Genomic DNA, 17,996 nt, shown 5'->3' with positions numbered 1-17,996 from the left:
ATGGCAGAGAAACCTTTAGAAAAGGCTTTTAAAGAACGAATTGATGCCTTGGAGAAGATTGTAGGACGGAAGATTCCCAAGAGATGCAGAGAAACCTTTATAACTGCAGTTACTCACTCATCTTTTTCAGGAGAACACAAAAATTACCGTTCGAATGAAAGGCTTGAGTTTTTGGGAGATTCCGTCCTTTCGCTTTCAATCACTCATTATCTTCTCTGCACTTATAAGGATTTAACTGAAGGTGAATTGAGTAGAAAAAGGGCTTATCTTGTTTCCGAAAAGAGCCTTTCAAAAAAAGCAGAGATTGTTGGAATTGGAGATTTAATGCTCTTTGGAAAGGGAGAAAATAAAAGTGGTGGTAAATTTAAAGGAGCAATTCTTGCAGATGCATTTGAGGCATTAACAGCTGCAATATTTCTGTGCTTCGGTTTCGAAGAAGCAGAAAAATTTATAACGAATGTTTTCAAAACAGAACTTGAGAATGCAGGTAGCATTGAAACTATTGACGCAAAAACAAAACTGCAAGAGAAAATTCAAAAGGTCATACATAAAGTCCCTGAATACAGAATTGTGAAAGAGGAAAAGATCGACGATACAAAATATTTTGTTGCGGAAGTAAGGCTCAACGGAAAAGTTTTAGGAGAAGGAAAAGGAAAAACTAAGAAAGAAGCAGAAGAAAAAGCTGCTGAGGTTGCACTTGAGAATGAATATATTCGAGAAATTGAAAAATCTGTTTAGCAAAAAGGATTTAGCAACAGAAGAAATTGAAGAATTTCTTATTTCAAAAAATTTCGGAATAAAGTTCACAGAAGAGTTTATAGAAAAACTTAAGGAAAGCAAAATTGACTATTTGGAGCTTTTTGAAAAACTAATTAGAGAAACATTCAACAGTGTTGATACAAAAGTTAATACGGATGGGCCAAAGCCTGTGATTTTTGTCTTTGCTGGATCAAATGGATCTGGCAAAACAACAAGTATTGCAAAAATAGCAAATTACCAGAAAAAGAGAGGATTTAAAAATATTTTACTTATCGCAGGTGACACCTTTAGATCTGGTGCAACGGAACAGCTCTCAATATGGGCAGAACGTATTGACGTTGATATAGTTAAAGGGCAATCAGGTCAAGACCCTGCAAGCGTTGTATTTGATGGACTTTCAAAAGAAGGCATCTATGATCTAATTCTTGTTGATACCTCAGGAAGAGTCGAAACAAATGAAAACCTACTTAGAGAATTAACAAAAATAGAGAAGGTTATACTTAATAAAAAAGGACATATAAATGAGGTTTTTCTTGTACTTGATAGTCTCACAGGCTTGAATGCATTTAATCAAATGGAAGCATTCGTAAAAGCAATAAATGTTACAGGCATTATACTCACTAAATTCGACTCAAATAGTGCACCAGGAGTCGTTGTTCCAATTGTTCAAACCTATAAAATCCCAGTTAAATTCATTGGAACAGGTGAGGGAATTGAAGATTTAGAAGAATTTTCTGTCGATACTTACATACACAAACTAACGGGAGGTACTAAATGAAAAACATAACGCCAAGAGAAAAGAAACTTATAAAAAAAGCAAGAGTAAAAGAATTACTGGAAGTTTATTCAAATTTACTCACGGATAAAGAAAGAAAGATTCTCACACTTTATACTGACCCAGCCTTAAGTGGAGCTGCCATTGCAAAGAAGTTAAAAGTTTCAAGGCAGGCAATTCATGATCACATAAGACGTGGCATCAACAAAATGGAAAGATGTGAAACAAAATCAAAATTATTAGAAAAAAGAAGAAGAAAAATGAAAATATTCCTTGAAATTGAGGGCATCCTTTCCAAAAAAGAACTCTCAAAAGAGGATGTGCAAACTTTGAATAAACTATTTGAACAATTAAAAGACTTGGATTAGGAGGCATACCATTTTTGAATCTTTAAAGGAAAGCATAAACACAGTCCTTAAAAAGCTACGTTCAAAAGGCCATTTAAGTGAAGCAGATATAAAAGCAGCTATTAAAGAAATTAGATTTGCACTACTTGAAGCAGATGTTAATTATAAGCTTGTAAAAGAAATTACCGAGAAAGTTGAAACTGAGGCAAAGTCCTCAAAAGTGCTAGAGAGTTTCACTCCCGCTGAACAAATTTTGTCAATTTTATATTCAGTCCTTGTAGACTACGTTGGACACTCAGAAAAGCTAAAACTTCATGGAGGTAAAAACTTCATTATACTTGTAGGTTTACAGGGAAACGGTAAAACTACCACAGCTGCCAAACTTGGATATTATCTAAAGAAGAAATTAAATTACAATCCAATTCTCGTGCCTTTTGATTTCAAACGTCCTGCAAGTTTCGATCAACTTATTCAACTTGGAAAATCAAATGACATTGCTTATCTTGATTTAAGAAATGAAGAAAATATGAGAATTGCTCTATCTAAAATTGATTCATATATGGAAAAAAATGGTTTTAATGTCGCTATCATAGATACTGCTGGGAGAAAAGAGATAGACACCCCTCTTATGGAAGAATTGAAGTTAATAAACAACTATTTTGAGGATCCAGAGACACTCATGGTAATGGATGTTACCTTGGGACAAACCTCATTGGATATAGTAAAGGGCTTTAAAGAATATCTCAAGATAACAGGGGGCATATTTACAAAATTTGATTCATCTGCTAAAGGTGGTAGTGTTTTATCCTTTAGATATGTAACGGGGAGCCCTGTAAAGTTTGTTGGAACTGGAGAAAAAATTCAAGATCTTGAACCATTTGACGGCGATGCTCTTATTTCAAGATTGGTTGGAAGAGGAGATTTAAAAGGACTCTTTGAAAAGGCACAAGAGGCAATTTCTCTTGAAGAGAGTGAAAAAATAGCAAAAGATTTCCAAAGTGGAAATTTTGACTTAAATGATTTAAAGATGCAACTTGAAAGTCTTCTTAAAATGGGAGGACTATCGAAAGTATTCTCAATGCTTCCAAATTTTTCAAATCTAAAGATTCCAAAAGAGTATATGGATGAAAAGGCATTGAGAAGGATGATTGCTATCATAAACGCAATGACAAAGGAAGAAAGAGCACATCCAGAAATTATAAATGCATCAAGAAAAGAACGCATTGCTAAGGGCACTCATGTAAGCAAAGCAGAAGTAAATCAACTTCTCAAAAACTTTGAAAATTTCAAAAAATTATCGAAAAACCTTAAGAATCTTGATATATCAAAATTTAGATTTTAATCCCCTTTTAAATTTACTCGATTTATAAAATAACTTGAAATAAGAATTAATATACCACCCAAAACTGCATATATTGTAAGTTTTTCTTTAAGAAGAAGTGTGCCGTAAAGCGTAGAAAAAAACGGAACAAGGTAGCCAACAAAAGAAGACTTTCCTGCACCAAACTTTGATATTGCGTAAAAGAAATATGTATATCCAATCCCATTGAGTACAACGCCAGCAAAAATAAGAGCAAAAATAGACTGATAAGTGAAATCTGGCGCTGGAAGTTTAAAAATTGGAATTGCAATCAATGAAAACAAAAAACCAAATATCATCAAATAGAAAGATGATGTAAATGCATCCATAAAGCTTGAAACCTTCTTAAGAAGAATAACCCCAATCGCATAAGAAATCGAAGCAAACGCTACAAGCAATAAATTCAGTATATTAATTGAAATCTTTGCTTTGATGAATTCGTTAAAGAAAATGAAAAATACACCTAAAAATCCAAACAGAAAATAAGGAACTAATTTGCAATTTAGCTTTTCATTCGTAAATAAAATTGAAAATATCAATGCAAAAATTGGCGAACTTGCCAATAATAAAGATGCAATATAGCTTGGAACAGTCCTTTCACCGAAAGATATAAGAATTTGGGGTAAAAATGTGTCAAAAAAGGCCGCACTCAAAACAAAAATTAATGCATTTTTTTCAAATATAATATTCCTCTTTAAAATGAACTTTAAGATTATAAAAATTGATATTGCTCCAATAAGAAGTTTTAATGACACAAAAAGAATTGGATGAAAACTCTTTATGATGATTTTAATAAGTATATAATCTGACCCCCAGATAAGCGAAAGTGAAAGTATACTGAAAGTAAAATTATCTATGAGACTTTTAAGTTTTGCCATTTGTAAATTATACACAGTTCAAAATGCAAAAAAAATAAAAAAGCCCTGGCAGCGTCCTACTCTCCCGCACCGTCGCCGGTACAGTACCATCGGCCCTGAAGGGCTTAACTTCCGTGTTCGGAATGGGAACGGGTGTTTCCCCTTCGGTATAGCCACCAGAGCAAAAGGATTGTACCTTCAAAACTGCATGGGGTATAGTAAGTCCTCGACCTATTAGTACCCGTCAGCTAAACGCATTGCTGCGCTTACACCTCGGGCCTATCAACCTCGTAGTCTACGAGGGGTCTTACTCCTTGCTTGCGCAAGGATGGGAGGTCTAATCTTGGGGTAGGCTTCGCGCTTTAGATGCTTTCAGCGCTTATCCAGTAGAGACTTAGCTACCCAGCTCCTGCCCCTGGCGGGACAACTGGTCCACCAGCGGTCTCCTTCCCGGGGTCCTCTCGTACTACCGGGAAACCCCCTTCAAACTTCCTACGCCCGTAGCGGATTAGGACCGAACTGTCTCACGACGTTCTGAACCCAGCTCACGTACCGCTTTAACCGGCGAACAGCCGGACCCTTGGGACCTTATCCAGCCCCAGGATGCGATGAGCCGACATCGAGGTGCCAAACCTTCCCGTCGATGTGAACTCTCGGGAAAGATCAGCCTGTTATCCCCGGGGTAGCTTTTATCCGTTGAGCGACGGCGTTTCCACACACCACCGCCGGATCACTAAGCCCCACTTTCGTGTCTGTTCGACCTGTCGGTCTAAGCAGTCAAGCTCCCTTATGCCTTTGCACTCAACGGCTGATTTCCAACCAGCCTGAGGGAACCTTTGGGCACCTCCGTTACCTTTTAGGAGGCGACCGCCCCAGTCAAACTGCCCGCCTGACATTGTCCTCCCGCCCGATCAGGGCAAGGAGTTAGAACTTCAGCATACCAAGTGTGGTATTCCACCGGCGGCTCCCCCAGAGCTGGCGCCCTGGGTTCTCAGCCTCCCACATATCCTATACATGGTATACCGAAGTTCAGTATCAGGGTACAGTAAAGCTCCACGGGGTCTTTCCGTCCTGCTACGGGTAGGCCGCGTCTGCACGACCACCGTTATTTCACCGAATTCCTCTTCGAGACGGCGCTCAGATCGTTACGCTTTTCATGCGCGTCGGAACTTACCCGACAAGGTATTTCGCTACCTTAGGACCGTTATAGTTACGGCCGCCGTTCACCGGGGCTTAAGTTCGGAGCTTCGCGGGCTTACGCCCACTAACCCCTCCCTATAACCTTCCGGCACCGGGCAAGCGTCGGCCCCTATACGTCGTCTTTACGACTTTGCAGAGACCTGTGTTTTTGTTAAACAGTCGCCTGAGCCTGTTTACTGAGACCCGAAGAAGCAGTAGGAAGCAATGTTCCTACCACCCCTCCAGGCACCCCTTCTCCCGAAGTTACGGGGCAAACTTGCCGAGTTCCTTGAAGAGGATTCTTTCGAACGCCTTGGGAGCGTGCTCCCCGTCTACCTGTGTTGGATTGCGGTACGGGCACACATCTTCCTCGTTAGAGGTTTTTCTCGTGAGTGTGGAATCAGCCACTTCGCCTTGCGGCTCCCCATCGCTTCTCGGAGTTATCGCATCCAGGGATTTGCCTCCGGATGCCTCCTACCAGCTTGGACGCGGACGACCAAAACCGCGCATGGCCTATCCTCCTCCGTCACCCCTTCCTGATAACGGAAGATATGCGGTACAGGAATATTAACCTGTTGTCCATCACCTACGCCTTTCGGCCTCGGCTTAGGCCCGACTAACCCTGGGCGGACGAACCTTCCCCAGGAAACCTTAGACTTACGACGGCAGGGATTCTCGCCCTGCTTTTCGTTACTCAACCCAAGATTCTCACTTCCAGTCGCTCCAGCACTCCTCACGGTATGCCTTCTCAGCAACTGGAACGCTCGCCTACCGCTCAAGATGTCCGAAGACATCTTGAACCCGCTGCTTCGGTAGTAGACTTAGCCCCGAACATTTTCGGCGCAGGACCGCTCGACTAGTGAGCTGTTACGCACTCTTTAAAGGATAGCTGCTTCTAAGCTAACCTCCTAGCTGTCTAAGCAGTCCCACATCCTTTGATGCACTTAGTCTACTTTAGGGACCTTAGCAGACGATCTGGGTTGTTTCCCTACTCGACGATGGACCTTAGAGCCCACCGACTCACTGGTAGGATACGGCAATGCGGTATTCGAAGTTTGGTTGGGTTCGGAAGTCTGGTAAGACCCCTAGCCCATCCAGAGCTCTACCCCCGCACGCTAATTTCCTACCGCTGCACCTAAATGCATTTCGGCGAGAACTAGCTATCTCCAGGTTCGGTTAGAATTTCTCTCCTACCCACAGCTCATCCGACGAGTTTTTTCCCCCGACCGGTTCGGGCCTCCACGGGCTCTTACACCCGTTTCACCCTGGCCATGGGTTGGCCACCTGGTTTCGAGTCTGATGACAGCGACTAACGCCCTATTCGGACTCGCTTTCGCTACGGCTCCGGGTTTCACCCCTTAGCCTTGCCACTGCCATCAACTCCTTGGGTCATACTTCAATAGGCACGCAGTCAGGCTGAAGCATTGCTGCTTCATAGCCCTCCTACCCATTGTAGGCACATGGTTTCAGGTTCTATTTCACTCCCCTCCCGGGGTTCTTTTCACCTTTCCCTCGCGGTACTATGTTCACTATCGGTCGCCGGAGTATTTAGCCTTGGAAGGTGGTCCTCCCTGATTCCCGCAGGGTTCCTCGTGTCCCGCGGTACTTGGGATCAAGCCTAGGAGTAAACTGCTTTTCGTCTACGGGACTATCACCCTCTTTGGTTGCTCTTTCCAAAGCATTCGACTAAGCAGTTTATTTTTAACTCCACACTCTCCTCACGGGGAGAGATGGCTTGTCCCACGACCCCGTTTGTGCAACGCCCGTGAGCTTATACACACAAACGGTTTAGGCTGTTCCCCTTTCGCTCGCCACTACTCAGGGAATCTCTGTTTTGATTTCTTTTCCTCAAGGTACTAAGATGTTTCAGTTCCCTTGGTTCCCCTCCTTGCCCTATGTATTCAGACAAGGATGTGAGGGTTTTACCCTCACGGGTTTCCCCATTCGGACATCCACGGATCACAGCTTGTTTTGCAGCTCCCCGTGGCCTATCGCAGGCTTGCTGCGTCCTTCATCGGCTCCGTGCGCCAAGGCATCCACCATGTGCCCTTACTAACTTACTATACCCACATGCAGTTTTCAAGGTACAATCCGCTTTAACAGCAGAGGGACTGTGCCCTCAAAACTAAACAGCGAAAAGTAAGACCCAAATAAGTTTCGACGAGAAACTTAAAAAACACACCGATTTTAAGGATGCTCCTTAGAAAGGAGGTGATCCAGGCGCACGTTCTCGTACACCTACCTTGTTACGACTTCACCCTCCTCATCACGCACACCTTCGTGACTCACCGAGCCACTTCGGGTGCACGCAACTCGGGTGGTGTGACGGGCGGTGTGTACAAGACCCGGGAACGTATTCATCGCCGTATAGCTGACCGGCGGTTACTAGCAACTCCAGCTTCATGAGGGTGAGTTGCAACCCTCAATCCGTACTGAGGTCGGTTTTTTGCGATTAGCTCCCCATTACTGGTTCGCAACGCATTGTCCCGACCATTGTCGCATGTGTGTAGCCCTGGGCATAAGGGCCATGAGGATTTGACGTCATCCCCTCCTTCCTCCAGCTTATCGCTGGCAGTCTCCTTAGAGTGCATAGGCCGAAGCCTATTAGCAACTAAGGACAGGGGTTGCGCTCGTTCACGGACTTAACCGTACATCTCACGACACGAGCTGACGACAACCATGCAGCACCTGTGCATGTGCCATAGGGTGTAACCCCTATGGGGGCCCGAGTTTCTTCGGGCTTTCACATGCATGTCAAGCCCAGGTGAGGTTCTTCGTGTAGCATCGAATTAAACCACATGCCTCGCTGCTTGTGCGGGTCCCCGTCAATTCCTTTGAGTTTCAACCTTGCGGCCGTACTCCCCAGGTGGGGTGCTTAACGCGTTAGCTACGGCACTGAGGGAATTACCCCCCAACACCAAGCACCCATCGTTTAGGGCGTGGACTACCAGGGTATCTAATCCTGTTTGCTCCCCACGCTTTCGTACCTGAGCGTCAGAGACAGGCCAGGGAGCCGCCTTCGCCACTGGTGTTCCTCCCGATATCTACGGATTTTACCCCTACACCGGGAATTCCACTCCCCTCTCCTGCTCTCTAGACCTGTAGTCTTGAATGCAAGCTCAAGGTTAAGCCCTGAGTTTTTACATCCAACTTACAGGTCCGCCTGCGTACCCTTTACACCCAGTAATTCCGGATAACGCTCGCCCCCTACGTTTTACCGCAGCTGCTGGCACGTAGTTGGCTGGGGCTTATTCGCAAGGTACCATCAAGGATAGGGCCCTATTCGAACCCTTCCCTTTTTCCCTTGCAAAAGGAGTTTACGACCTTTCGGCCTTCGTCCTCCACGCGGCGTCGCTGGTTCAGGCTTTCGCCCATTGACCAAGATTCCCCACTGCTGCCTCCCGTAGGAGTCTGGGCCGTGTCTCAGTCCCAATGTGGCTGACCACCCTCTCAGGCCAGCTACCCGTCATAGCCTTGGTGAGCCGTTACCTCACCAACTAGCTGATAGGAGATGAGCCCATCCTGAAGCGGTAGCTTGCGCCACCTTTCTTTAGAGAACCGAAGTTCTCCAACATTATCGGGTATTACCCATCCTTTCGGATGGCTATCCCCGTCTACAGGGTAGGTTACTCATCCATTACTCACCCGTTTGCCGCTAAGAAGACTCCTGTGTTGCCACAGGAAATCTTCTCCGCTCGACTTGCATGTGTAAGGCACGCCGCCAGCGTTCATCCTGAGCCAGGATCAAACTCTCCGAAAAATATTCAAAGGGCCTTACTTTCGCTGTTTAGTTTTCAAGGTACAATCCGCTGTACCAACTTGCCTATCTTTACATAGGCACACTATTATACTACTTTTTACTCTCTTGTCAAGGGGGATAACCCCAAGACATTCTACTTTTTTCAAGGTGCCTTGCTCAAGTTTTCGGTTCCTTGAGTCTCAGCGATTACAATAATACCAAAAACTATATCCTGTGTCAAGAGGGGATAGGAAGATTTTCAAAAATTCTTTCAAAATTCCAGATAGATGTGTTAAAATAACGAGTTTGCGCAATTTAAAAGACAAATATTTTCAAAATTTAGATTATTTTTGAATGAGAAACTACAATAATAAAAATTAGCCTAATTTAGATTTTGAATGATCTTTATGTAAAAATAACATTAATTTAACTATTCTTGCGTTCTAATTCTTCTTATATAATCTGATTCAACTTTTGAGAAAATACACCCACAGTAATTTTGCCTGTAAAGCCCGTAGTATTTGCTTAAAATAACGCTTGCCTTGAAGCCGTTCTTCTTTTTGAAATCAATCTCAAGAAATTTTACTCCATATATATTCTCAAGTTCATGAGCAATTTCAAAGACCCAGTCAGACCTTTTATGCGGACTGATAGTTATAGTAGTAGTAAAATAATCAAAGCCGAGGTCATGTGCAAGTTTTGCGGTTCTTTCAAGACGTTCTTTATAACAAAGATAACATCTATTTCCTCCCTCTTGTTCTTTTTCAAGACCTCGAACCAAATAGAACCAACTCCTCAAAACTTCATCGTTATACTCGCCAACGATAAGAGGAAAGTTTTGGTATTCTGAAAGTTTTCTCACCTCTTCAAGTCTTTTTTCGTATTCTTCTTTTGGATGAATATTGGGATTGTAGAAAAATCCAGTTACATTGAAATGGAGACCTTTGAGTAAAAGCACAGGATACGTCGCATCAGGTGCACAACAAATATGCAAAAGCACTTTCTCAAAATTTCCTCTCGGCAAAATCTGTTTATTTTTTCTATCTTTCATATTACAATTATAGTATGAATATACTTACACAGTTATTTTCTAATAATATACTTATAGCTTCTATCTTTTCTAACATCATTGCACAAGTACTTAAGGTTATATTTACATATTTAGTTGAGAAAGAATGGGATTGGGAGATGCTCACTTCAACTGGTGGCAACCCAAGTTCCCACACAGCAACAGTAACAACATTAACAATTCTTTTGGGAGCAAAATTTGGATTTGACTCACCCTATTTTTCGATTGCATTTGTATTCTCTGCGATAGTCGTTTTCGATGCTATTTCTGTAAGAAGGGAAGTTGGAAAACACGCAAAAACAATGAATGAGATATTTTTTGAAACACCCCTTGGTAAAAGACTAAGAGAGAGCATTGACATTGAAACTTTTAAAGAGCTTGTAGGACATTCTGGAATAGAAGTCTTTATAGGCTTTCTTTTAGGACTTCTTATTGCAATTATTGATATTATATTTTTCTTTTAAATCAGGTATTAAGAGAAAGGTCAAATCTATATTGAAGTGCTTCTGCAATATGAGGAAGTCGCACAAGCTCACTTCCTTCAATGTCTGCAATGGTTCGGGCAACTTTAAGAATCTTATCAAATCCCCTTCCAGTAAGTCCAAGTCTTGTTGATGCATTTTCAAGGAAAACTTTCTCTTCATGTCCTAATTTTATAAAAGCCTTTATTGAACGTGGCGTAAGAGAGGCGTTATTTTTAATCTTCGTGTCTTTGTATCTTTCCTGTTGAATAATTCGAGCTTTAATAACCCTATCCCTTATGGATTTTGATGATTCTGATTTCGAATCATGAACAAGTTCATGAGGCAAAAGTCTTGGCACTTCAATTTGGATGTCAAATCGATCCCATATGGGACCTGATACTCTATTCCTATATCTCTTAATTTCCGAAATAGAACAAGTGCATGGATGTTCTTTATCTCCAAACCATCCACAAGGACAAGGATTCATTGCGGCAACAAGCATAAAGTTAGAGGGAAACATAACTCTTTCTTTAGCTCTTGTTATAACTACAAACCCATCTTCCATGGGTTGCCTTAGAGATTCAAGAACATCTCTTCTAAATTCTCCCAATTCATCTAAAAATAAAACTCCATTATGCGAAAGACTTACTTCTCCCGGTTTTACTGGGTTTCCACCTCCAATTATTGAGGGAAGAGTAGCAGAAGAGTGAGGAGATCTAAATGGTCTTTTATTAACAACACCACTTCCCAATAAATTAGACACACTATAAATTTTTGTAATCTCAAGTGACTCTTCCTTTGTAAGTGGCGGAAAGATTGACGGAATTCTTCTTGCAATAAGTGTCTTACCTGACCCAGGTGAACCAATCATAACTATGTTATGTCCACCTGCAACGGCAATCTCCACTGCTCTTTTTGCTTGGTATTGCCCTTTTATATCCGAGAAATCCTCTTCCTCTAAAAATTCCGATTCAAGAATTTTTGTTAGATCAGTCCTCACAGGTTCAATAGATCTATCCCCGTTAATGAATTCGACAACTTCCTTTAAGTGTTTAACAAAGTAAATATCGACATCTTCAACAATGCTTATCTCACTCATTAAATCGTAAGGAGCAATTACTTTTGAACCTTTTTTAAGAGAAGAAACCATTGGCAATGCACCAACAATTTTCCGTATACTACCATCAAGCGACAGTTCTCCCAAAAAGTAAAAATCATTCATTTTATCCTGATCTTTTACAACACCTATTATCGAAAGAATCCCCACGGCAATGGGTAAATCGAAATATGTTCCATCTTTCTTAACATCGGCAGGTGCAAGATTAACAGTTATTTTCCGAATTGGAAATTCAAAACCTGCATTTTTGATGGCTGCCCTCACACGTTCCTTTGATTCTTCAACACTTTCAGTGGGCAACCCAACAATTGTAAAAGAGGGAAGTCCATTTCCTATATCAACTTCAACAAGGACTTCAACTCCATCAATACCCTTAAGCGTTGTTGTTTTAACCTTAGAGAGCATTATGGCCTCACAACATAAGTCTCATCGTCAAAGTAAAGAGAACGGTCCCAATTCACGCCATCAACAATTTTAGGCTTTGGCGAATCTACAAGTTCAACTCTAATAAATGTCGATCTATACCACGAAAATGTTGGTGGTAAAACCTTAACAGGAGCTTTTTCAACAACATAATATCCTTCATGAAGTATCCTTTCGCTAACAAGCAGATATTCATTAAAGTCCCTTAGCATATCAGTAATAACAAGATTCATATCAAGAAGATCTTTCTCAACCTCAAACCATTTCTTAAGGGAGGATTCAAAATGACTCAACCCAAAATATCCAGAAGAGCCTTTTCCTTTAAGAGAATGAACACAACGTGAAAGAAATAGTTGCATACCCTTTACAGTCTCAACAGGGTCTGTTAAAAAAGTATCAAATTTATTTATAAATTCCTCATCTAATCTGTCTGCTGCATTGTAATTATATGCTTCAATATTTAACTTATAATCTTTAGAAACCTCATTTATATAATCGACTATTCTCTTATCGATATCAACAACTACAACTCTTTTTGGCATCTTTGAAAGAGCAAAAACTATACTTGTTAAATCATCATCTCCAAGGAAAAATATCTCTTTTCCTTCAAGGTCCCCCCTTTCATAGACAAATTCAAGACGCCTTACTGAATTTTCTTCGCTTACAACTCCTTGATCAAACTCGGTTGTTTCTAAGGGGCGATTCTTAAAAATCTCCTTGAAAGTCTCAAGAATATCCTTAAAATATGATGGGTCATGAATTTTACCATGGCAATAAGGACACTTTGTATCAATATAGGGCATTGAATTATTCTTTTTTAATTCTAAAATTCCTGCTTCTGTTATCTTAATTTTGTTGCCGGAATATTCAATCAATTTTCTTTCTTTTAAATTTTCAAGAGTATCATATAAACTTTTAATATCATTATCCTGCATTATTATAAGTTCCCATATATCAAGAGGCCTTTTCCATAAGGCTCTCAAAATCTGAAGACTCATTCTATCCATAATTACCTCCTTCACAAAAATTTTCAAACCCTTACATTTTAGCACATTTGACTATTTTAGAAAAAAATTATTAGTAGTATAATTTTGCTGTGATAAAAGGAGTGGGCATAGACATAGTGAACATAAAACGGATTGAAAAAATTCTTGAAACCTATGGTGAAAGGTTTATCTTAAGAGTTTTAAGTAAAAGCGAATTAAAGGAATTAAAGAAAAAAGGCAACATCGCTGAATTTATTGCTGGACGATTTGCAGCAAAAGAAGCAATAACAAAAACTCTTGAAAATGCAATCCCCTTTAACCAAATTGAAATTACTTATAATGATTATTCAAAACCCACGGTTAAAAATTTTCCTGATATTTTTGTTTCAATTTCACATGAAAAAGAATTTGCAATTGCAATAGCGATAAGGATAGGGATATGAAAGTTGTAACAAGTGAAGAAATAAAAAAATTAGACGAACTTGCAATTAATAGTGGAATTTCTGAAGAAATCCTTATGGAAAATGCAGGTAGTGCTGTTTTTTATTTTTTAAAGTCAAAATTTGGTCTTTTAAGAAAATTTCTCATATTTGCAGGCTCTGGAAATAATGGGGGAGATGCCTTTACCGTTGCAAGATTACTTTCTTCACACAATGCCGAAGTAACTCTTTTTACCGTTTCTGATGCAACAAAACTAAAGGGAAGTGCTCTGAAAAATTTCGAACTCCTTAAAAACTATCCTGTTGAAGTTCTCGAATTTACATCAATTAACAGAGTTTTGCTTTTAGCAATAAAAGAAGCAGATGTAATCATTGACGGTATTTTTGGAACAGGATTAAACCGACCAATTAACGGGAAAATAGAGGAGCTTGTTGTTGAAATCAATAATTCAGGAAAACCAGTTGTTGCAATTGATATCCCATCGGGAGTCTCCGCAAACACTGGCGAAGTTTTAGGAGTTGCAATCAAAGCAAACTATACTATCACAATGGGGCTTCCTAAAAGAGGTTTCTTTGCATATCCAGGATGTGACTATGTAGGAAAAATTATCGTAAATCACATAACATACCCTCCTGAAATAACTCATTCAAAGGATATTTCCGTGGAAATAAAAATCATTGAGCCATATACGGCTCGCCCAACAGATGCGCACAAGGGAAGTCTTGGGAAGGCGCTTTTCATTGCAGGTTCATCTCACTACACGGGTGCACCTTACTTTAATGCTCTTTCGTTTCTCAAAGGTGGTGGAGGTATCTCCTACCTTGCTACAACTGAATATGTTTCAAAGATAGTATCTGAAAGATCTCCAGAAATAGTGCAAATTCCTTTGAAAGAAAACAAAAATGGAGCAATCTCAAATGAAGACATTGGAAAAATAATCGAATTTTCCAAAAATGTCGACGTTGTTGCAATTGGTTCGGGGCTTTCAATTGATGAAGACACAGAGCAACTGGTTTTAAATGTTATTCAAAATGTTCAAAAACCACTTATTATAGACGGCGATGCAATAACCATCATTTCAAAATATAAGGAAATTCTTAAGAAAAGAACGTTTGATACAGTCCTTACACCTCATATTGGCGAATTCTCAAGACTTACAGGACTTCCTGTTAACGAAATAAAAAAAGATAAGTTCTCAGCCTTATTCAAAGCAATGAAAGAAATCCAACATTTGATAGTTCTAAAAGGAGAGTATTCGCTAATTGGTTTAAATGGAAATATATACATAAATACTTCTGGAAATCCTTTGCTTGCAACGGCAGGAAGTGGAGATGTGCTTGTAGGAACAATAGCAAGTTCTATTGCACGAAAAGGAAATACCTTAGAAGGTACTATTTTAGGCACATATATTCATGGTCTTTCGGGGGATCTTTTAGCAAATGAATTTAAAGAAGGGATAACTGCTTTGGATATTTTGCAAAATATCCCAAATGCTATAAGATATTATTGGGAGCATTATAAAGAATTAGAGGGGGCATTCTATGAAAGATTATGAAATAATTGGCAGATTACAAGAAATAAAAGAGAGACTCAATTCAAGACCTTATGCCCCAATACTAAATATTCTATTTCTCACATACCACTTAATGCTAAAAAATTATGATATAGTGGAAACACATGCAGAAACACTTTCAATGGACTCTCCAACGCCGTCTACCTTTTATGAACTTTTTAGAGGAATCTCATATCTCATAAAAGGGAAGGACATTGACGCGAATATAGCTTTCAAATACGTTTTAAACATCGATCCAGAAAATCAATACGGATACCTTTTTAAGGGAATAATCAATCTCAAAGAAGGTAAAATTGCAAAAGAACTCTTTGATAAAGCAATTGTGCTTGCACCAAAATACGAAAAGGAAATAATTAAGGAGATTACAAATGCCGAGGAAAACGAAAAACTTAAAATAATTCTATCCGAAGAAAATATCTCCCGAAAAGAATTCATTGATATTCTTGAAGAGCTTGATAAGTCAGCAAAATTTGACCCAATCATCAAAACAACTCTTGCAGAAGCTTATTTAAGAGCAGGAGAATATAAAAAAGTCCCGCCCATACTAGAAAATGTATTAGTAAATTATCCAAACTATCCAAGAGCATTGTACCTTATGGGACGCATGATTGATGAATACCTTGGAAATCACGAAAAGGCAAATGATTACTTTAAAAAAATAATAGAAATAAATCCTCTTTGCAGGTTCGCCGTTGTCCCAATTGAGGAAGATAAGCTTCTAAAAATGGATGAATTAAACGAACTCAAAAATTTATACAAAATTGAAATGCCAGTTATTAAATTCTTTAAAGAAGAATTTGAAAAATTAGTTGAAAAACCACAAGTACAGGAAAAAGCTCAAAAGGAGGAACCTCAAAAAACAAAGCCTAAAGAAGCCGAAATAAATAAGAATAATGTAGACGATTCCCAAAAAGAGAAAAATCAAAGTGATATAGATGAACTATATGCTGGTATTAACCTTTTAAAAGAGAAAAAATACGAAGAGGCATTGAAGTTTTTCTTAAATAAGCTTAAAGAGTCTCAAAATAAAGAAAAATAAGAAGAAAAAAGACATACTTACATCAACCAAGCTTCCTGTCCTAAATCCAATAATATGGAATTTTCTTGAACTAATTGGATAAAAAATTGGTATTCCTTCAACTGTAATAAAGTCAAGAAATAGATGCGAAAATACTCCTACAATAAAAGGTGCTATCCCAAAATTTCCGAAGATAAAATAATATATGCAAAGAATCACAACATAAACAAAAGGCGTATGTAATATCCCTCTGTGCTTCAAATTTCTTGGTTTGTTTTTCACTACTTTTGAAAGCACACCAAATGTATCAATATCCGGAAATAGACTTCCAAAGGAAGCAAGTGTAACGTTAATAAGGCTTGTGTTGCCCTCTAAAAAAAGCGCAAAGGTTAAATGTGTAAAACCAAGCATAAAACTATTATATCAATGAAGGCATAACTGTAGAAAATGCTATAATTTATATGGAGGTGATAAAAATGATTATAAAGTACTATGGACATTCAAGCTTCCTAATTGAGACAAATGGTTTTAAAATTCTCACAGATCCATACGATCCATCAATGGGATATCCTGTAAAATTTCCAGAAGTAGACATAATAACCGTATCTCACGAGCACTTCGACCACAACGCAGTTAAGTATGTGCCAAGCTACAAGAAAGTTTTAAGAGGGGTAATAAATGAAGAAATTAACGGCATAAAATTTGAAAGTATCGAAGCCTATCACGATGAGAAAAATGGGCTTGAAAGAGGATTAATTCACCTTTTTAAGATTACTTCGGAAAACATTACCCTTATACACTTTGGTGATTTAGGAGATAAAAGGTTTAAAGAGAAACAAAAAAATTTCATAAAGGGCACAAATGTTTTCTTTATACCTGTTGGTTCAGTTTACACAATCGGACCCAATGACGCAAAGGAAATAATTAGCGAATTTAAGCCAAATATTGCAATTCCTATGCATTACCGATTAAAAGGATCAACACTAAATGTTTTACCTCTTGAGGAATTTACAAAAGGAATCCACTTCAAAACCTTAAAGGAACTCAATATTAATAAAGAAAACCTTCCTCAAGGTGAGATTATTGTTCTTGAACCTCAATTTTAGAAATTCTTTTATTGTATAAATCAAACAAAAATGCAAAAATAACAAACCCTATTGAGAACCACTGATTTGGCGTAAGTCCAAAAAATCTATTTGGAATATAACGAATAAACTCAACAAGAAAAAGCATCGGAGAAAAGATATATCCAAAATAGGTAAAAAGTTTTCCATCATAAAGATTTTTATTCTTTCTTAGAATATAAATCAAAGCAAAGAAAGTAAGCCAACCACTAAGTGCATTGAGGAGTTGTGCAGGATAAAGTGGCGTATTAAGAAGATCACACTGGGATTTTGGATTTGTAAACACAAGTGAAAATGGAAAAACTTTGGGCCACCAGGATGGCACAGGAATTCCGTAGCAACAACCATTAAAGAAACATGCAAATTTACCAATACCATAGCCAATTGCAACACCCAATGCGCCGCCATCAAGTACCTTTTTTAAAGAAACTTTGTAGAATTTTGCAGATATTACAATGGCGAGAAGTCCACCTAAAATCATTCCTTCAAAAGATAAGCCACCTTCCCAAAATGCAAAAATTGTAAGCGGATGTTTTAGGTATGTTGAAAGATAAGGCGACACAAACACCCAAAAAACCCTTGCGCCTAAAATCCCACCGATAAGTGCCCATATAACTACATTGAGGAAAGTATCTTCATCTATACCCCTGTCTTTCACATATCTAAGTGCTGTTAATATTCCAACAATTGCAGCAATTGCAACTATAACTCCATAAGTTCTCAGTTCAAAATTTCCGATTTTTATTAGCACTGGATACATTCTAA

At 39.1% G+C, this 17,996-nt stretch carries 15 protein-coding genes and 3 rRNA genes; 9 read left to right on the top strand and 9 right to left on the bottom strand.

Going from position 1 to position 17,996, the window contains the following annotated elements:
* From rnc to ACMV0E_RS00185, 4 genes are read left to right on the top strand one after another with little or no spacing between them, the layout of a single operon-like run.
* Positions 1-738, top strand: coding sequence for a ribonuclease III (rnc, locus tag ACMV0E_RS00200; RefSeq protein ID WP_416084368.1), 738 nt, complete (start codon positions 1-3; stop codon positions 736-738).
* Positions 704-1,537 carry a zeta toxin family protein gene (locus ACMV0E_RS00195; RefSeq protein WP_416084367.1) on the top strand — a complete coding sequence of 278 codons (834 nt, stop codon included), beginning with the start codon at positions 704-706 and terminating at the stop codon, positions 1,535-1,537. Before rnc ends, ACMV0E_RS00195 begins: the two co-directional genes overlap by 35 nt.
* Entirely contained in the window at positions 1,534-1,902 is a 369-nt protein-coding gene (locus tag ACMV0E_RS00190) for a sigma factor-like helix-turn-helix DNA-binding protein (protein WP_416084366.1), read from the top strand. The genes ACMV0E_RS00195 and ACMV0E_RS00190 overlap by 4 nt, the downstream gene beginning before the upstream one ends.
* Complete coding sequence (locus tag ACMV0E_RS00185; RefSeq protein ID WP_416084671.1) at positions 1,898-3,223, top strand: signal recognition particle protein; 1,326 nt, start codon at positions 1,898-1,900, stop codon at positions 3,221-3,223. Before ACMV0E_RS00190 ends, ACMV0E_RS00185 begins: the two co-directional genes overlap by 5 nt.
* Here ACMV0E_RS00185 and ACMV0E_RS00180 read toward each other — a convergent pair.
* The 5 genes from ACMV0E_RS00180 to ACMV0E_RS00160 all read right to left on the bottom strand — a co-directional run bounded on the left by ACMV0E_RS00180 (position 3,220) and on the right by ACMV0E_RS00160 (position 10,067).
* Positions 3,220-4,119 (bottom strand): DMT family transporter, encoded by a 900-nt coding sequence (locus ACMV0E_RS00180; RefSeq protein ID WP_416084365.1) that lies wholly within the window; start codon positions 4,117-4,119, stop codon positions 3,220-3,222. The two genes, ACMV0E_RS00185 and ACMV0E_RS00180, sit on opposite strands and share 4 nt — an antisense overlap.
* A 43-nt stretch (positions 4,120-4,162) precedes the next feature.
* Positions 4,163-4,279: ribosomal RNA gene (gene rrf, locus ACMV0E_RS00175) — 5S ribosomal RNA — on the bottom strand.
* A 33-nt stretch (positions 4,280-4,312) separates the two neighbouring features.
* Positions 4,313-7,340, bottom strand: a 23S ribosomal RNA gene (locus tag ACMV0E_RS00170).
* 141 nt (positions 7,341-7,481) lie between these two features.
* A 16S ribosomal RNA gene (locus ACMV0E_RS00165) occupies positions 7,482-9,037 on the bottom strand.
* The 16S, 23S and 5S rRNA genes sit together here, the layout of an rRNA operon.
* 409 nt (positions 9,038-9,446) lie before the next feature.
* Complete coding sequence (locus ACMV0E_RS00160) at positions 9,447-10,067, bottom strand: epoxyqueuosine reductase QueH (RefSeq protein ID WP_416084364.1); 621 nt, start codon at positions 10,065-10,067, stop codon at positions 9,447-9,449.
* 14 nt (positions 10,068-10,081) lie between these two features.
* On the opposite strand from ACMV0E_RS00160, the gene ACMV0E_RS00155 reads away from it, so the two are divergent.
* Positions 10,082-10,549 carry a divergent PAP2 family protein gene (locus ACMV0E_RS00155; protein WP_416084363.1) on the top strand — a complete coding sequence of 156 codons (468 nt, stop codon included), beginning with the start codon at positions 10,082-10,084 and terminating at the stop codon, positions 10,547-10,549.
* Between the two features lies 1 nt (position 10,550).
* Here the strand turns inward: ACMV0E_RS00155 and ACMV0E_RS00150 are convergent, their stop codons facing one another.
* Positions 10,551-12,071, bottom strand: coding sequence for a YifB family Mg chelatase-like AAA ATPase (locus tag ACMV0E_RS00150; protein WP_416084362.1), 1,521 nt, complete (start codon positions 12,069-12,071; stop codon positions 10,551-10,553).
* Entirely contained in the window at positions 12,071-13,096 is a 1,026-nt protein-coding gene (locus ACMV0E_RS00145; RefSeq protein ID WP_416084361.1) for a bis-aminopropyl spermidine synthase family protein, read from the bottom strand. The genes ACMV0E_RS00150 and ACMV0E_RS00145 overlap by 1 nt, the downstream gene beginning before the upstream one ends.
* Before the next feature lie 89 nt (positions 13,097-13,185).
* Here ACMV0E_RS00145 and acpS point away from each other — a divergent pair, with 89 nt between their 5' ends.
* The 3 genes from acpS to ACMV0E_RS00130 are packed head-to-tail and all read left to right on the top strand — an operon-like array spanning position 13,186 to position 16,128.
* Positions 13,186-13,518 carry a holo-ACP synthase gene (gene acpS / locus ACMV0E_RS00140; protein ID WP_416084360.1) on the top strand — a complete coding sequence of 111 codons (333 nt, stop codon included), beginning with the start codon at positions 13,186-13,188 and terminating at the stop codon, positions 13,516-13,518.
* A complete protein-coding gene (locus tag ACMV0E_RS00135) occupies positions 13,515-15,071 on the top strand; it encodes an NAD(P)H-hydrate dehydratase (protein ID WP_416084359.1) in 1,557 nt (518 codons plus the stop codon). The genes acpS and ACMV0E_RS00135 overlap by 4 nt, the downstream gene beginning before the upstream one ends.
* The gene (locus tag ACMV0E_RS00130; RefSeq protein WP_416084358.1) at positions 15,058-16,128 is read left to right on the top strand and encodes a tetratricopeptide repeat protein; all 1,071 of its coding nucleotides are present in this window, start codon (positions 15,058-15,060) and stop codon (positions 16,126-16,128) included. The genes ACMV0E_RS00135 and ACMV0E_RS00130 overlap by 14 nt, the downstream gene beginning before the upstream one ends.
* Here the strand turns inward: ACMV0E_RS00130 and ACMV0E_RS00125 are convergent.
* A complete protein-coding gene (locus ACMV0E_RS00125) occupies positions 16,090-16,518 on the bottom strand; it encodes a metal-dependent hydrolase (RefSeq protein WP_416084357.1) in 429 nt (142 codons plus the stop codon). The genes ACMV0E_RS00130 and ACMV0E_RS00125 overlap by 39 nt on opposite strands.
* A 65-nt stretch (positions 16,519-16,583) precedes the next feature.
* Here ACMV0E_RS00125 and ACMV0E_RS00120 point away from each other — a divergent pair, with 65 nt between their 5' ends.
* Positions 16,584-17,213 (top strand): MBL fold metallo-hydrolase, encoded by a 630-nt coding sequence (locus ACMV0E_RS00120; protein WP_416084356.1) that lies wholly within the window; start codon positions 16,584-16,586, stop codon positions 17,211-17,213.
* On the opposite strand, the gene lgt is transcribed toward ACMV0E_RS00120, so the two are convergent.
* Complete coding sequence (lgt, locus tag ACMV0E_RS00115; protein ID WP_416084355.1) at positions 17,188-17,991, bottom strand: prolipoprotein diacylglyceryl transferase; 804 nt, start codon at positions 17,989-17,991, stop codon at positions 17,188-17,190. The two genes, ACMV0E_RS00120 and lgt, sit on opposite strands and share 26 nt — an antisense overlap.
* Positions 17,992-17,996: the final 5 nt, after the last annotated feature.

It is taken from the genome of Caldisericum insulae, from assembly GCF_047785965.1.
Classification (GTDB): Bacteria; Caldisericota; Caldisericia; order Caldisericales; family Caldisericaceae; genus Caldisericum; species Caldisericum exile_A.
The sequence above is the reverse complement of the archived record's forward strand: the minus strand, read 5'-3'. Positions and strand labels throughout refer to the sequence as shown.

What these genes read in the sequence shown, in the direction of transcription:
- rnc (WP_416084368.1), top strand. Translation starts at nt 1, where the DNA reads ATGGCAGAGAAACCTTTAGAAAAGGCTTTTAAAGAACGAATTGATGCC.
- ACMV0E_RS00195 (WP_416084367.1), top strand. Translation starts at nt 704, where the DNA reads ATGAATATATTCGAGAAATTGAAAAATCTGTTTAGCAAAAAGGATTTA.
- ACMV0E_RS00190 (WP_416084366.1), top strand. Translation starts at nt 1,534, where the DNA reads ATGAAAAACATAACGCCAAGAGAAAAGAAACTTATAAAAAAAGCAAGA.
- ACMV0E_RS00180 (WP_416084365.1), bottom strand. Translation starts at nt 4,119, where the DNA reads ATGGCAAAACTTAAAAGTCTCATAGATAATTTTACTTTCAGTATACTT.
- ACMV0E_RS00160 (WP_416084364.1), bottom strand. Translation starts at nt 10,067, where the DNA reads ATGAAAGATAGAAAAAATAAACAGATTTTGCCGAGAGGAAATTTTGAG.
- ACMV0E_RS00155 (WP_416084363.1), top strand. Translation starts at nt 10,082, where the DNA reads ATGAATATACTTACACAGTTATTTTCTAATAATATACTTATAGCTTCT.
- ACMV0E_RS00150 (WP_416084362.1), bottom strand. Translation starts at nt 12,071, where the DNA reads ATGCTCTCTAAGGTTAAAACAACAACGCTTAAGGGTATTGATGGAGTT.
- ACMV0E_RS00145 (WP_416084361.1), bottom strand. Translation starts at nt 13,096, where the DNA reads ATGGATAGAATGAGTCTTCAGATTTTGAGAGCCTTATGGAAAAGGCCT.
- ACMV0E_RS00135 (WP_416084359.1), top strand. Translation starts at nt 13,515, where the DNA reads ATGAAAGTTGTAACAAGTGAAGAAATAAAAAAATTAGACGAACTTGCA.
- ACMV0E_RS00130 (WP_416084358.1), top strand. Translation starts at nt 15,058, where the DNA reads ATGAAAGATTATGAAATAATTGGCAGATTACAAGAAATAAAAGAGAGA.
- ACMV0E_RS00125 (WP_416084357.1), bottom strand. Translation starts at nt 16,518, where the DNA reads ATGCTTGGTTTTACACATTTAACCTTTGCGCTTTTTTTAGAGGGCAAC.
- ACMV0E_RS00120 (WP_416084356.1), top strand. Translation starts at nt 16,584, where the DNA reads ATGATTATAAAGTACTATGGACATTCAAGCTTCCTAATTGAGACAAAT.
- lgt (WP_416084355.1), bottom strand. Translation starts at nt 17,991, where the DNA reads ATGTATCCAGTGCTAATAAAAATCGGAAATTTTGAACTGAGAACTTAT.